This window comes from Streptomyces sp. NPDC058470 (genome assembly GCF_042721055.1).
Classification (GTDB): Bacteria; Actinomycetota; Actinomycetes; order Streptomycetales; family Streptomycetaceae; genus Streptomyces.
In genome coordinates this window covers 1-14,702 of record NZ_JBHXMF010000045.1, presented here as the reverse complement: position 1 = coordinate 14,702, position 14,702 = coordinate 1, and the positions used below count along the sequence as shown (strand labels likewise).

Here is a 14,702-nt window from a genome sequence, read left to right as displayed (position 1 = left end):
CGATCGGGTCAAGTCTCGCCAGAACGGGTTCTTCCGGACGCCCTTTCCGGGACGATGCGGCGAAGGCCGTGGCGTGCACGGCTCAGAATCCTCCGTCCTGGGAGGCCCCCCATGAACAAACGCGCAGCCGCTCTGTGCGGTGCTGCCGCTGTCGTGGCAGGGATGATCACGTCGATCCCCGCCGACGCGAGCTCCGGCTCCGCGACCGCACCGCGCACCGCCCCGACCGCGAAGCTCAGCTGGAAGAAGTGCGGCACGACCGCCTATCCGACCCTCCAATGCGCGTCCTTGAAGGTGCCGCTGGACCACTCCAACCCGTACAGCGAGCGGATCACCCTGGCGCTCTCGCGCGTCCCGCACACCGCGAAGACGTACCAGGGACCACTGCTGGTGAACCCCGGCGGCCCCGGCGGCAGCGGGCTCACCCTCGCCGGGTACGTCGCGTCCGCGCTGCCCAAGGCGGTGGCGGCGCAGTACGACGTCATCGGCTTCGACCCGCGCGGCGTCGGCGCCAGCAAGCCCGCCCTGGACTGCAAGCCGGGGTACTTCGACCCGGTGCGCCCCGACACCGTGCCCAGCACCCCGGCGCTCGAAAAGGCCAACCTCGCGCGTGCCGAGTCCTTCGCGAAGGCGTGCGCCACCAAGTACGCGAAGCTGCTGCCCTACATCGACACGGTGAGCGCGGTCCAGGACATGGACGCGATCCGGCACGCGCTCGGCGCCAGGCAGATCAACTACTTCGGGTACTCGTACGGCACCTACCTGGGCGCCGTCTACGCCAAGCTCTACCCGGACCGCGTACGACGCCTGGTCCTCGACTCCATCGTCGACCCGACCGGTGTCTGGTACGCCGACAACCTGACCCAGGACTACGCCTTCAACGACCGCCATCTGGCCTTCATGTCCTGGGTCGCCAAGTACAACAGCACGTACAAGCTCGGCACCGACCCCGCCAAGATCGAGGCCAAGTGGTACGCGATGCGCGCGGCGCTCGCCAAGAAGCCCGCGGACAAGAAGGTGGGCGCCTCCGAACTGGAGGACACCTTCATCCCCGGCGGCTATTACAACGGCTACTGGCCCTACCTGGCCGAGGCGTTCGCCGCCTACGTGAACGACAAGAACGCGGACCCGCTGGTCGAGGCCTACGACGACTTCGCCGCCATCGACGCCGCCGGTGACAACGGCTACAGCGTCTACGCCTCGGTGCAGTGCCGTGACGCGGCCTGGCCGCGCGACTGGAACCAGTGGCGCAAGGACAACTGGGCGGTGTACGAGAAGGCGCCGTTCATGGCCTGGAGCAACGCCTGGTACAACGCGCCGTGCGCGTTCTGGCCGACGCACTCGCTCTATCCGGTCGACGTCGCCAACGACGCCATCCCGCCGGCGCTGCTCTTCCAGGCCACGAACGACGCGGCCACCCCGTACGAGGGCGGCGTCACCGTCCACAACCTGCTGGGCGGCTCCAGCCTGGTGGTCGAGCAGGGCGGCGGGAACCACGGCATCTCGCTGAGCGGCAACGCCTGCCTGGACAAGTACCTGGCGGCGTATCTGACGGACGGCAAGGTGCCGCGCAGCGGCGGTGAGGTCGACGCGGTGTGTGAGACGCTGCCCGACCCGGAGCCGCTGGGCACCAAGGCGGCATCCACCACTTCACGCGGCTCGACACTGCACGGCCTCCTCGGCTTCCGAGGCTGAGCGGCGGCCCGTCGGGGGCGTTGTCACACCCATGGTCCACCATGGACGCATGAGCGAGCTGACACGAATTCCCGCCCCCGACGGGGTCGCTCCCGCCGCCGCGTACACCCACGTCGTGATGGGCACCGGCCGCTTCGTGGCGGTCTCGGGCCAGCTCGCCCTGGACGAGGACGGCAAACTCGTCGGCGAGGGCGACCCGGATGCGCAGGCCCGCCAGGTCTTCGAGAACCTGCGCCGCTGCCTGGCCGCCGCCGGTGCCGGCTTCGACGACGTCGTCAAACTCACCTTCTTCGTCACGGACATGGCCCACATGTCCGCGATCCGCGCCGCCCGCGACGCGCACATACCCGCGGACCGCCTCCCGGCCGCGTCGGCGGTCCAGGTCGCCGCGCTGGTCCGCCCGGAGTTCCTGATGGAGATCGAGGCGTACGCGGTCCTCCCCGAGTAATCGAGGAGACCGCGCGACCACCCGACGCCTAGGGTCCCGCCATGAGCGACCCCACCACCATCCGCGAGATGACCCTCGCCGACTGCCCCCGCGTCTCCGAGATCCGCATCCGTGGCTGGGAGACCGCGTACAAGGGGCTGATACCGCAGCCCTACCTCGACGCCCTCAGCGTGGCCGATGACGCGGCGCGGCGGCGCGAGCGCTTCGGGCGGCCCGGCACCGAGGTCGTGAACCTGGTCGCGGAGCAGGACGCCGAGGTGGTCGGCTGGGTCTGCCACGGGCCGTACCGGGACGGCGAAGTCCGCACAGAGGACGCCGAGTTGTACGCGATCTACGTCCATCCCGACCGGGTCGGCGGCGGGGTGGGGGGCGCGCTGCTGAGGGAGTCGACCATGCGGTGTGCTGCCGCCGGGTACGAGCGGATGCTGCTGTGGGTGCTCAAGGAGAACACCCCGGCCCGCCGCTTCTACGAGCGGGCCGGGTTCATCCCCGACGGGGCCGAGGAACCCTTCGACGCCGATGGTGTCGCGGTGCCCGAGGTTCGCTACCTACGCGCACTCACCGATGCCGAGAGCCGTTGACCTACGCCTTCGGCAACCGCGCCAGCGCCCGCACCGCCGCCTCCGCGAGCGCCGGATGCGCCAGCGCCTCGTTGAGGACCGGCCTCGCGCGTATGTCGCCGAGTGCGCCCAGCCCCTCCACGCAGGCGAGGGCGACCCTGCGGTAGGGGTCGTGCGGGTGCAGTCTGCGTTCCAGCGTGGCGATCAGCGCGGGCGCGGCCTCGGGGGCGCGGAGCTCGGCCAGCAGGCGTACGGGGTGCAGGGCGTAGGCGACGCGCATCTCATTGGTGGCGAGCGCGGCCGCCGCTCGTGCGGTGCGTGGGTCGCCGAGCCGGGCCAGGGCGTACGCGGCGGAGACGCAGCGCTCCGGCTCGCGGTGGTTGAGCAGCAGGACGAGCGCCTCGAAGGCCCGCCGGTCCCCGGCGACCCCGAGCCGGAAGGCGACCAACTCCCGTGCCCACAGCGGCTGCCCGGGCTCGGTGAGCGCGGCGGCCAGCTCGTCCAGGTCCTCGGTCGCCACGAGGCGGTCGTACGTCGCCGAAGCCCCGGCCTCGCTCCGTAAACGCTCCGTGAGTGATCGCAACTCTTCGTCCATGACGCCGAGCCTAGGCAAACCCTTGAGGTGCGGGGACGTACATCACAAACTCGGGGCTGGCGCGCTCGTTACTGGCGGGTTAAGCTCAGACGAGCGAGTTACCCACTCGCGTTCTGTTCACGGTGGCCTGGTGACGCAGCCGCCGTGAAAGCAGTCGGTTCGGTACTTCAGTGCGACATGGCTCCGGGACAGAGCCGGTCGGCTTCACCGCTCGCTGGGCTCATGTGCTTCGCCCAGGGACGGCACCGGGCGTGTGCGCTCGTCAGCCCGGCATCACCCGCACCAACTCCCGCACCGTGTGCGCCTGTCGGCGTCCCCGCGTGCGGTCCTCAGTCGTCACCCTCTCCCTGGAGTCCCGCGATGGCCACTCCCCTTTCCGACACCTCTCCGTCCCCGCTGAACACCGTCGCCGTCATCGGCCTCGGCACGATGGGCACCGGCATCGCCGAAGTCCTGGCCCGCGCCGGCCGCGACGTCATCGGCATCGACATCAGCGAGGCCGCCGCCGCCCAGGCGGTCACGGCGCTCGAAGCCTCCACCGCACGCGCCGTGCGCCGCGAGCGGCTCACCGAGCAGGAGCGCGACGACGTCCTGTCGCACTTCCGCACGTCCAGCGACCTGGCCGCCGCGGCCGACGCCGACCTGGTCATCGAGGTGACTCCGGAGTCGTACGACATCAAGCAGCAGGTGTTCCGCGCGCTGGACGGCATCGTGCGTCCGGGAACGATCCTGGCCACCGGCACGAACGCGCTGTCCGTGACCCGCCTCGCCGCCGACTCGGCCCACCCAGAGCGCGTCCTTGGCCTGCACTTCTTCAACCCGGCGCCCGCGATGAAGCTCGTCGAGGTCGTCTCCTCGGTGCTGACCGCGCCGGCGGCCGTCGCCGCGGTCACCGACCTGGCCATCGAGCTCGGCAAGGAGCCCGTCGCGGTCGGCGACCGCCCCGGGTTCGTCGCGGACGGACTGCTGTTCGGCTATCTCAACCAGGCCGCCGCGATGTACGAGGCCAAGTACGCCTCCCGCGAGGACATCGACGCCGCGATGAAGCTCGGCTGCGGGCTGCCGATGGGCCCACTGGCACTGCTCGACCTGATCGGCGTCGACACCGCTCGGACGGTCCTTGAGGCCATGTACGCCGAGTCGCACGACCGGCTGCACGCGCCCGCGCCCCTCCTCAAGCAGCTCAGCGAGGCGGGCCTGACCGGCCGGAAGTCGGGGCGCGGCTTCTACTCGTACGAGGCTCCCGGCAGCGCGGCCGTCGTGCGGGACGCCCTGACTCCCCTCGAAGGCGTCGCCCTGGCCCCCGGCCGCACCGTCCACTCGGTCGGTGTCGCAGGCTCCGGCACCATGGCGTCCGGCATCGCCGAGGTCTTCGCGAAGGCCGGGTACGAGGTCGTCCTCGCTGCCCGCAGCGAGGAGAAGGCACAGGCCGCCAAGGCCCGTATCGGCAAGTCGCTTTCGCGCTCCGTCGACAAGGGGCGGCTGACGGCCGAGGCGGCGGTTCAGACGCTGGACCGGATCACCCCGGCGGGCTCGTACGACGCCTTCGAGGACGTCGATCTCGCGCTGGAGGCGGTCGCCGAGGACCTGGAGATCAAGCAACAGCTGTTCGCGACGTTCGACAAGGTCTGCAAGCCCGGCGCGATCCTCGCCACCACCACGTCCTCGCTGCCCGTCGTCGCCTGCGCCCGCGCCACCTCGCGCCCGGCGGACGTCATCGGCATGCACTTCTTCAACCCGGCCCCGGCGATGAAGCTCGTCGAGGTCGTGCGCACCGTCCTGACCGCGGACGACGTGCACGCCACCGTGCGCGAGGTCTGCGCGAAGATCCGCAAGCATCCGGTGGACTGCGGGGACCGGGCCGGATTCATCGTGAACGCGCTGCTGTTCCCGTACCTGAACAACGCGATCAAGATGGTCCAGGAGCACTACGCGACGCTCGACGACATCGACGCCGCGATGAAGCTCGGCGGGGGATACCCCATGGGCCCCTTCGAGCTCCTGGACGTGGTCGGGCTCGATGTCTCGCTGGCCATCGAGAAGGTCCTGCACCTCGAGTTCCGCGACCCGGGGCTCGCCCCGGCGCCGCTCCTGGAGCATCTGGTGGCCGCGGGCTGCCTCGGCCGCAAGACGGGCCGCGGCTTCCGCGAGTATGCCGCCCGGCGCTGAGCGAGCGGGCGACCGGTTCGAAGGCGGCGCCCGCTGGGGCGGCCTGTTCGGCCCGACCGGAAACCCCCCGCCCACGGAGGGCGGGGGGAGACCCGGACATGCGCACTCTCCTGCACCGATGCAGTACGTTCGGGGCATGTCCCAGCCCGCCAAGTCCTCACGTACACCTGCCACGTCCGACGCGCCGGAGAGTGCCGCGGGCAGTCGCGCGGCGGCCCAGCGGCTCAAGATGCGTCGCGAGCTGGCGGCCGCGGCCATGGAGCTGTTCGCGACCAAGGGATACGAGGCGACCACTGTCGACGAGATCGCGGCTCAGGCCGGGGTCGCGCGTCGCACGTTCTTCCGCCACTTCCGTTCCAAGGAAGAGGCGATCTTTCCCGACCACGACGACACCCTGATCCGGGCCGAGGCCGTGCTGAACGCGGCTCCCGCGCACGAGCACCCACTCGACACGGTGTGCCGCGGCATCAAGGAAGTCATGAAGATGTACGCGGCCCAGCCCGAGATCTCCGTCTCGCGCTACAAGCTCACCCGCGAGGTGCCGACGCTGCGCGAGGCCGAGATCGCGTCCGTGGCCCGCTACGAGCGACTGTTCACCCGCTATCTGCTGGGCCACTTCGACGAGCACGCGCACGACGACGACGCCAACGACGACCCACTGCTCGCGGAGGTCGCCGCGTCCGCGGTCGTCACCGCACACAACCATGTGCTGCGGCGCTGGCTCCGGGCGGGGGCGCAGGGCGATGTCGAGTCCCAGCTCGACCACGCCTTCTCGATCGTGCGGAAGACCTTCGGGACCGGGATCGGCGCGGGGCGCGACCTCGCGCCCCAGGTGGCCACGGCGTCCGCCTTCACGGAGGGGGACGTCCTGGTGACCGTCGCCCGGGTCGATGCCCCGCTGGACCAGGTCATGCGGACCATCGAGCAGGCTCTCAGGGAGCGGTCAAGGTAAGGCACCCACCGATTCGCCGGACGCGTCCGATTTGGACGCGTCCGGCGTTTTTGTACCCTCTCCAGACCCTCACCTGATCGATCATCGCTCACGTGTTACGTAAAGATTTCACCTGAGCGCAACTTATGGCACTCCGTGCCTTGTCAGGTGACACGGCGTGCCATACGTTGAAGGAGTCCGGGCGGCCGGCGTGCAGAGACCTTTCGTACGTCGGCTGTCCCCGCAAGCCACTGGCGAGCGCGCCCGGACGCCTGCGTCACAGGCAACTTCCTGCGCCCACCCGGCGCTGCCACCGCACCACCTCCGCCGAACCGACGGCACACCCCTCGCACCCAGCAGCAGCACCGACGTAACCCTCAGCGTCTTCCCTCGAGACGCCAGTCGCCGGAGGCAACACCGTGAAGGAAATCCTGGACGCGATTCAGTCGCAGACGGCCACGTCCGCCGACTTCGCCGCTCTGCCGCTCCCTGACTCGTACCGCGCGATCACCGTGCACAAGGACGAGACGGAGATGTTCGCCGGTCTCGAGACCCGCGACAAGGATCCCCGCAAGTCGATCCACCTGGACGATGTGCCGGTGCCCGAACTCGGCCCGGGCGAGGCCCTGGTGGCCGTGATGGCCTCCTCCGTCAACTACAACTCGGTGTGGACCTCGATCTTCGAACCGATGGCGACCTTCGGGTTCCTGGAGCGCTACGGCAGGCTCAGCGAGCTCACCAAGCGGCACGACCTGCCGTACCACATCATCGGCTCCGACCTCGCGGGCGTCGTGCTGCGCACCGGCCCCGGCGTGAACGCCTGGCGGCCCGGCGACGAGGTCGTCGCACACTGTCTGTCCGTCGAGCTGGAATCGTCGGATGGCCACAACGACACGATGCTCGACCCCGAGCAGCGCATCTGGGGCTTCGAGACCAACTTCGGCGGTCTCGCCGAGATCGCGCTCGTCAAGTCCAACCAGCTGATGCCGAAGCCGGACCACCTGAGCTGGGAGGAGGCCGCCGCCCCGGGCCTGGTGAACTCCACCGCGTACCGCCAGCTGGTCTCCCGCAACGGCGCCGGCATGAAGCAGGGCGACAACGTCCTGATCTGGGGCGCGAGCGGCGGACTCGGCTCGTACGCCACGCAGTTCGCGCTCGCCGGCGGCGCCAACCCCATCTGCGTCGTGAGCAGCCCCCAGAAGGCGGACATCTGCCGGGCGATGGGCGCCGAGGCGATCATCGACCGCAACGCCGAGGACTACCGCTTCTGGAAGGACGAGCACCACCAGGACCCCAAGGAGTGGAAGCGCTTCGGCAAGCGGATCCGCGAGCTGACCGGCGGCGAGGACGTGGACATCGTCTTCGAACACCCCGGCCGCGAGACCTTCGGCGCGAGCGTCTACGTCACCCGCAAGGGCGGCACCATCGTCACCTGCGCCTCGACCTCCGGGTACAACCACGAGTACGACAACCGCTACCTGTGGATGTCCCTGAAGAAGATCGTCGGCTCGCACTTCGCCAACTACCGCGAGGCCTGGGAGGCCAACCGGCTCGTCGCCAAGGGCAAGATCCACCCGACGCTCTCCCGGGTGTACTCCCTGGAGGAGACCGGCCAGGCCGCCTACGACGTGCACCGCAACCTCCATCAGGGCAAGGTCGGAGTCCTGGCACTCGCACCCCGCGAGGGCCTGGGCGTCCGCGACGAGGACAAGCGCGCCCAGCACATCGACGCCATCAACCGCTTCCGGAACGTCTGAGGTCACGTAGATGACTGAGCGCCAGAAGGACCGGCCGTGGCTCATGCGGACGTACGCCGGTCACTCCACCGCCGAGGCGTCCAACGAGCTGTACCGGCGCAACCTCGCCAAGGGGCAGACGGGTCTCTCGGTGGCCTTCGATCTGCCGACGCAGACCGGGTACGACCCCGACCACATCCTCGCCCGCGGCGAGGTCGGCCGGGTCGGCGTGCCGGTCTCGCACCTCGGTGACATGCGCCGGCTGTTCCAGGACATCCCGCTGGAGCAGATGAACACCTCGATGACCATCAACGCCACCGCCATGTGGCTGCTGGCGCTCTACCAGGTCGTCGCCGAGGAGCAGGGCGCGGACATCACCCAGCTCCAGGGGACGACGCAGAACGACATCGTGAAGGAGTACCTGTCGCGGGGGACGCACGTCTTCCCGCCGGTGCCCTCGCTGCGGCTGACGACGGACATGATCACCTACACGGTGAACCACATCCCCAAGTGGAACCCGATCAACATCTGCAGCTACCACCTCCAGGAGGCGGGTGCCACCCCGGTCCAGGAGATCGCGTACGCGATGTCCACCGCGATCGCCGTACTGGACGCGGTGTTCGCGTCCGGGCAGATCGCCGAGGAGCGCAAGGGCGATGTCGTCGCGCGTATCTCCTTCTTCGTGAACGCGGGCGTCCGCTTCATCGAGGAGATGTGCAAGATGCGGGCGTTCGGACGGATCTGGGACAAGATCACCCGCGAGCGGTACGGCATCGAGGACGCCAAGCAGCGGCGCTTCCGGTACGGCGTCCAGGTCAACTCCCTCGGCCTGACCGAGGCCCAGCCGGAGAACAACATCCAGCGGATCGTGCTGGAGATGCTGGCCGTGACGCTCTCGAAGGACGCACGCGCGCGTGCCGTGCAACTGCCCGCCTGGAACGAGGCCTTGGGCCTGCCCCGGCCCTGGGACCAGCAGTGGTCGCTGCGCATGCAGCAGGTGCTGGCCTACGAGAGCGACCTGCTGGAGTACGCGGACATCTTCGAGGGCTCGCACGTCATCGAGGCCAAGGTGGCCTCCCTGGTGGAGGATTCGCTCGCCGAGATGGACCGCATCGAGGAGATGGGCGGCGCGATGGCCGCCGTCGAGTCGGGCTATCTGAAGTCGCAGCTCGTCTCCTCGCACGCCGAGCGCCGGGCCCGTATCGAGGGCGGCACCGACAAGATCGTCGGCGTCAACATCTTCGAGACGACCGAGCCGAACCCGCTCACGGCCGATCTGGACGGGGCGATCCATACGGTCGACCCGGCGGTCGAGGCACGGGTGGTCGGCGCGCTCCAGAACTGGCGTGACACCCGCTATCAGCCGCCGTTCAACCACCCGCGCCCGTGCAAGGCGCTGGAGCGGCTGAAGGCTGCCGCGAAGGGCACCGACAACCTCATGGAGGCCACCCTGGAGTGCGCCCGCGCCGGCGTCACGACCGGCGAGTGGTCCGGGGCCCTGCGCGAGGTGTTCGGCGAGTTCCGCGCCCCCACCGGGGTCTCGTCCGCGCCCGTCGCGGTCACCGCCGAGGAGGGCACCGCGATGGCGCTGGTGCGCCGCAAGGTCGAGACGACCGCCCGCGACCTCGGGGTCGGCAAGCTCCGCTTCCTGGTGGGCAAGCCGGGCCTCGACGGGCACTCCAACGGCGCCGAGCAGATCGCCGTACGGGCCCGCGACGCCGGGTTCGAGGTGGTCTACCAGGGCATCCGGCTCACCCCCGAGGAGATCGTGGCCGCGGCCGTCGCCGAGGACGTGCACGGCGTCGGCCTGTCGATCCTGTCCGGCTCGCACGCCCAGCTGGTGCCCGACGTACTGGAGCGGCTGCGTGAGGCCGGTGCGGGCGACATCCCGGTGATCGCCGGCGGGATCATCCCGAACGCCGACGCCCAACTGCTGCGGGCCGCGGGAGTGGCCGCGGTCTTCACCCCGAAGGACTTCGACATCACCGGAATCATCGGCCGTATCGTCGACGAGATCCGCAAAGCGAACAAGCTCGACCCCTTGGAGGTCCCCGCATGACCAGCCCCGCCCCCGTGAACCGGCTCCGCCCGCGACGCTCCTGCCTCGCGGTGCCGGGAAGCAACCCCCGCTTCCTGGAGAAGGCCCAGGGCCTCCCCGCGGACCAGGTCTTCCTGGACCTGGAGGACGCGTGCGCGCCGCTCGCCAAGCCCGAGGCGCGGCACACCATCGTCAAGTTCCTCAACGAGGGCGACTGGACCGGCAAGACGAGGGTCGTGCGCGTCAACGACTGGACGACCGAGTGGACGTACCGCGATGTCGTCACGGTCGTCGAGGGTGCGGGGCCGAACCTCGACTGCATCATGCTGCCGAAGGTCCAGGACGCCCAGCAGGTCGTCGCGCTCGATCTCCTGCTGACGCAGATCGAGAAGACGATGGGCTTCGAGGTCGGCAGGATCGGCATCGAGGCGCAGATCGAGAACGCCAAGGGCCTGGTCAACGTCAACGAGATCGCGGCTGCCTCGCCGCGCACCGAGACCATCATCTTCGGCCCGGCCGACTTCATGGCGTCGATCAACATGAAAACCCTGGTCGTGGGCGAACAGCCGCCAGGCTACGGCGCGGACGCCTACCACTACATCCTGATGAAGATCCTGATGGCGGCCCGCACGTACGACCTCCAGGCGATCGACGGCCCGTACCTGCAGATCCGCAACGTGGACGGCTACCGCGAGGTCGCGCAGCGCGCCGCCGCCCTCGGCTTCGACGGCAAGTGGGTGCTGCACCCGGGCCAGGTCGAGGCGTCGAACGAGATCTTCTCGCCCTCCCAGGAGGACTTCGACCACGCCGAACTGATCCTGGACGCCTACGAGTACTGCACGTCCGAGGCGGGCGGCAAGAAGGGCTCCGCGATGCTCGGCGACGAGATGATCGACGAGGCCAGCCGCAAGATGGCGCTCGTCATCTCGGGCAAGGGCCGGGCAGCCGGTATGCAGCGCACGTCCAAGTTCGAAGCCCCGGAGGCCTGAGCGCCATGCAGTTCGGACGCACCTACGAGGAGTTCGAGGTCGGCGCGGTCTACAAGCACTGGCCCGGAAAGACGGTCACGGAGTACGACGACCACCTCTTCTGTCTGCTGACCATGAACCACCACCCGCTCCACATGGACAGCAACTACGCGGAGAACACGACCGACTTCGGGAAGAACGTCGTCGTCGGGAACTACGTCTACTCGCTCCTGCTCGGCATGTCGGTGCCGGACGTGTCCGGCAAGGCGATCGCCAACCTGGAGGTCGAGTCGCTGAAGCACGTGGCGCCGACCTTCCACGGCGACACGATCTACGGCGAGACGACGGTCCTGGACAAGACGCCCTCGAAGTCGAAGAACGACCGCGGAATCGTCCACGTCGAGACCAAGGGCTACAAGCAGGACGGCACGCTGGTCTGTGTGTTCCGCCGCAAGGTGATGGTCCCCACCGAGACGTACATCAAGGAGCGCGGCGGCGAGCAGCCCGGCCGCCCCCAGCTCAAGGAGCAGGAGAAGTAGCCATGGCGCGACTCGCCCAGACCGCCGGTCTCACCGACATCCAGCAGGAAATCCTCTCCACCGTCCGGGACTTCGTGGACAAGGAGATCATCCCGGTCGCGACCGAGCTGGAGCACCGCGACGAGTACCCGCAGCAGATCGTCGACGGCCTCAAGGAGTTGGGCCTCTTCGGGCTGATGATCCCCGAGGAGTACGGAGGTCTGGGCGAGTCCCTCCTGACGTACGCACTGTGCGTCGAGGAGATCGCCCGCGGCTGGATGTCGGTCTCCGGCATCATCAACACCCACTTCATCGTGGCCTACATGCTCAAGCAGCACGGCACGCAGGAGCAGAAGGACCACTTCCTGCCGCGCATGGCGCTCGGCGAGGTGCGCGGCGCGTTCTCCATGTCCGAGCCGGCGCTTGGCTCGGACGTGTCGGCGATCACGTCGAAAGCGGTCAAGGACGGCGACGAGTACGTCCTGAACGGTCAGAAGATGTGGCTGACGAACGGCGGCACCTCGAACCTGGTGGCCGTCCTCGTGAAGAGTGACGAAGGACACCCTGAGGGCACTCCGGCCCACAAGTCGATGACGACCTTCCTGGTGGAGAAGGAGCCCGGCTTCGGAGAGGTCCGCCCCGGCCTCACCATCCCCGGGAAGATCGACAAGATGGGTTACAAGGGTGTCGACACCACTGAGCTCATCATGGACGGACTGCGCATTCCGGCCAATCGCGTGCTCGGGGGGACCACCGGCCGAGGGTTTTACCAAATGATGGACGGCGTCGAGGTGGGGCGCGTCAACGTGGCAGCGCGTGGCTGTGGCGTCGCACAACGTGCGTTCGAGCTGGGTGTCTCCTATGCACAGCAGCGTCACACTTTCGGCAAGCCGATCGCCCAGCACCAGGCGATCCAGTTCAAGCTGGCCGAGATGGCTACCAAGGTCGAGGCCGCCCATGCGATGATGGTGAACGCAGCACGCAAAAAGGACTCGGGCGAACGAAACGACCTCGAAGCAGGGATGGCGAAGTACCTCGCCTCCGAGTACTGCAAGGAAGTAGTAGAGGACGCCTTCCGGATCCACGGCGGTTACGGCTTCTCCAAGGAGTACGAGATCGAGCGCCTCTACCGCGAGGCACCGATGCTGCTGATCGGTGAAGGTACCGCCGAGATCCAGAAAATGATCATCGGGCGCAGGCTGCTCGAAGAGTACCGACTGCAGGGATAGATGTCCCGGTTAGGGGTGTTTCCTTCGAGAAGAACATCACACCCCGTCAGCACTCTTCAGCCGCCGACTCGGCTTCCTGGCTTGCTCAGTTGTGGCCCGCGACCGGTACGATCCCGGGAAAGCCGCCGTCCCCCGTTTTCAGAGCGCGGCATCATCCGCTACGAAGGTCATCCATGCCCCACAGCCAAACCTCTGCACCTCGCGACAGCCTGGCAGGCGTACGCCTCGCGCGCGGAGCATCGCCGTGGCTTCTCCCGACCGTCGCCACCGCAGCACTCAGCCTGGTACGCGCGCGCCGCTCCGGCGCCGCCAAGGCCGTGGCCGTGCCCGCCACCGCGCTCGCGGCGGGCATGCTGTGGTTCTTCCGGGACCCCGAGCGCGAGATCACCCAGGGCCGGGTCATCTCGCCCGCCGACGGTGTGGTGCAGAGCATCATGCCCTGGAAGGACGGACGCACCCGCGTCGCGATCTTCATGAGCCCGCTGAACGTCCACGTCAACCGCGCGCCCCTCTCCGGCACGGTGACGTCGGTCGAGCACATCCCCGGTGGGTTCGTTCCGGCGTTCAACAAGGAGAGCGAGAACAACGAGCGCGTCGTCTGGCACTTCGACACCGAGCTCGGTGACATCGAGATGATCCAGATCGCCGGCGCGGTCGCCCGCCGTATCGTTCCCTACATCCCTCAGGGTACGAAGGTCGAGCAGGGCGAGCGGATCGGTCTGATCCGGTTCGGCTCGCGCGTCGACATCTACCTCCCCGAGGGTGTCGAGGTGGACGTGGAGGTCGGTCAGAAGACCGTGGCTGGGGTGACTCGAATTGACCGTGATTGATCCCGAGACGCAGGCCCGCAGCGGCTGGGTGCCGGAGGCCGACGAGGCGGACGACGAGGAGGAGATGCCCCTCTCCCTCCGCCTCTCAATAGCGGACACCCTCACCCTGGGCAACGCGACCTGCGGCTTCATGGCGGTGTACTTCACCACCACCGGCATCCTGATCCCGCACCTCACGGGCAGCCAGGAGACCGGCATGGCGCGGCACAGTGCCGCCACTGCCGTCATCCTCATGCTGTGCGCGGCGGTCTTCGACCTCTTCGACGGCCTGGTGGCCCGCAAGCTGCGCTCCTCCCCCATGGGCGCGGAGCTGGACAACCTGTCCGACCTGATCAGCTTCGGACTCGCTCCGGCGTACTTCGTGCTGGTCTACGGCATGGTCGCGGACGACGCGCACCAGCGGGTGGCGGCGGTGGGGGCCATCGTGGTCCTCCTCGCGGTCGTACTGAGACTCGCGCGCTTCTCCTGCGTCACGGTCAAGGACGGCACGTTCCAGGGCATGCCGTCGCCCTTCGGGGCGCTCACCGTGGTCTCCATCGTCCTGTTGGAGCTGCCGTTCGTCGCCACGCTCATGGCGATCCTCGGCATCGCCTGGCTGATGGTGAGCCGGGTCGAGTACCCGAAGCCGCGGGGGCCCCTCGCGGTGGCGATGCTCTCCTGGATCGTGGTCTCCATGGGCCTGCTCGCCGCCTGGGCCTTCGACGCCCCCGGAGGTCAGCTGCTGCTCCAGACCGGCTGTGCGCTGCAGCTGGTGACCGGCGCGGTGATCCCGCTCTTCGCCACGGCCCGCCGGGTGAACAACTTCCGGGACAACCGGCGTGAGGCACGCGCGGCCCAGCTGCCGTAGTTCGCGCTTGTACGTGACCGAAGTGCCCCGAACCATATGGTTCGGGGCACTTCGGCTTGGGTGACGTTGGGGTTGGATGCGGTGTTTTTCGCCCCCTCCGCCCCTACCCGTCCCTTGTTCCTGGGGCTCCGCCCCAGA

The 14,702-nt window shown here is 68.7% G+C and carries 13 protein-coding genes; 12 read left to right on the top strand and 1 reads right to left on the bottom strand.

Annotated elements, in window-relative coordinates; translation table 11 throughout:
* Positions 1–111: 111 nt before the first annotated feature.
* From ACFWP7_RS29190 to ACFWP7_RS29180, 3 genes are read left to right on the top strand one after another with little or no spacing between them, the layout of a single operon-like run.
* On the top strand, positions 112–1,695 hold the full coding sequence (locus ACFWP7_RS29190) for an alpha/beta hydrolase (RefSeq protein ID WP_384387098.1): 1,584 nt from the start codon (positions 112–114) through the stop codon (positions 1,693–1,695).
* 49 nt (positions 1,696–1,744) lie between these two features.
* A complete protein-coding gene (locus ACFWP7_RS29185) occupies positions 1,745–2,143 on the top strand; it encodes a RidA family protein (RefSeq protein WP_384387095.1) in 399 nt (132 codons plus the stop codon).
* 41 nt (positions 2,144–2,184) lie between these two features.
* A complete protein-coding gene (locus tag ACFWP7_RS29180) occupies positions 2,185–2,724 on the top strand; it encodes a GNAT family N-acetyltransferase (protein WP_384387092.1) in 540 nt (179 codons plus the stop codon).
* A gap of 1 nt (position 2,725) precedes the next feature.
* Here the strand turns inward: ACFWP7_RS29180 and ACFWP7_RS29175 are convergent, their stop codons facing one another.
* Positions 2,726–3,298, bottom strand: a complete 573-nt coding sequence (locus ACFWP7_RS29175; protein ID WP_384387089.1) for an adenylosuccinate lyase — start codon at positions 3,296–3,298, stop codon at positions 2,726–2,728.
* A 360-nt stretch (positions 3,299–3,658) separates the two neighbouring features.
* Between ACFWP7_RS29175 and ACFWP7_RS29170 the strand changes: the two genes are divergently transcribed.
* From ACFWP7_RS29170 to pssA, 9 genes are all read left to right on the top strand, one after another.
* Entirely contained in the window at positions 3,659–5,467 is a 1,809-nt protein-coding gene (locus tag ACFWP7_RS29170; protein WP_384387087.1) for a 3-hydroxyacyl-CoA dehydrogenase family protein, read from the top strand.
* A gap of 136 nt (positions 5,468–5,603) precedes the next feature.
* Positions 5,604–6,419 (top strand): TetR family transcriptional regulator, encoded by an 816-nt coding sequence (locus ACFWP7_RS29165; RefSeq protein WP_384387084.1) that lies wholly within the window; start codon positions 5,604–5,606, stop codon positions 6,417–6,419.
* Positions 6,420–6,817: 398 nt separating this feature from the next.
* Entirely contained in the window at positions 6,818–8,155 is a 1,338-nt protein-coding gene (gene ccrA, locus ACFWP7_RS29160; RefSeq protein WP_384387081.1) for a crotonyl-CoA carboxylase/reductase, read from the top strand.
* Positions 8,156–8,165: 10 nt separating this feature from the next.
* On the top strand, positions 8,166–10,193 hold the full coding sequence (locus ACFWP7_RS29155; protein WP_384387079.1) for a protein meaA: 2,028 nt from the start codon (positions 8,166–8,168) through the stop codon (positions 10,191–10,193).
* Positions 10,190–11,161, top strand: coding sequence for an HpcH/HpaI aldolase/citrate lyase family protein (locus ACFWP7_RS29150; protein WP_384387076.1), 972 nt, complete (start codon positions 10,190–10,192; stop codon positions 11,159–11,161). The genes ACFWP7_RS29155 and ACFWP7_RS29150 overlap by 4 nt, the downstream gene beginning before the upstream one ends.
* Before the next feature lie 5 nt (positions 11,162–11,166).
* Positions 11,167–11,679 (top strand): MaoC family dehydratase, encoded by a 513-nt coding sequence (locus ACFWP7_RS29145; protein WP_384387073.1) that lies wholly within the window; start codon positions 11,167–11,169, stop codon positions 11,677–11,679.
* Between the two features lie 2 nt (positions 11,680–11,681).
* The gene (locus tag ACFWP7_RS29140; RefSeq protein ID WP_384387071.1) at positions 11,682–12,887 is read left to right on the top strand and encodes an acyl-CoA dehydrogenase family protein; all 1,206 of its coding nucleotides are present in this window, start codon (positions 11,682–11,684) and stop codon (positions 12,885–12,887) included.
* A gap of 173 nt (positions 12,888–13,060) precedes the next feature.
* Positions 13,061–13,717, top strand: a complete 657-nt coding sequence (locus ACFWP7_RS29135; protein ID WP_369232125.1) for a phosphatidylserine decarboxylase — start codon at positions 13,061–13,063, stop codon at positions 13,715–13,717.
* 28 nt (positions 13,718–13,745) lie between these two features.
* Entirely contained in the window at positions 13,746–14,564 is an 819-nt protein-coding gene (pssA, locus tag ACFWP7_RS29130) for a CDP-diacylglycerol--serine O-phosphatidyltransferase (RefSeq protein ID WP_384387248.1), read from the top strand.
* Positions 14,565–14,702 lie beyond the last annotated feature (138 nt).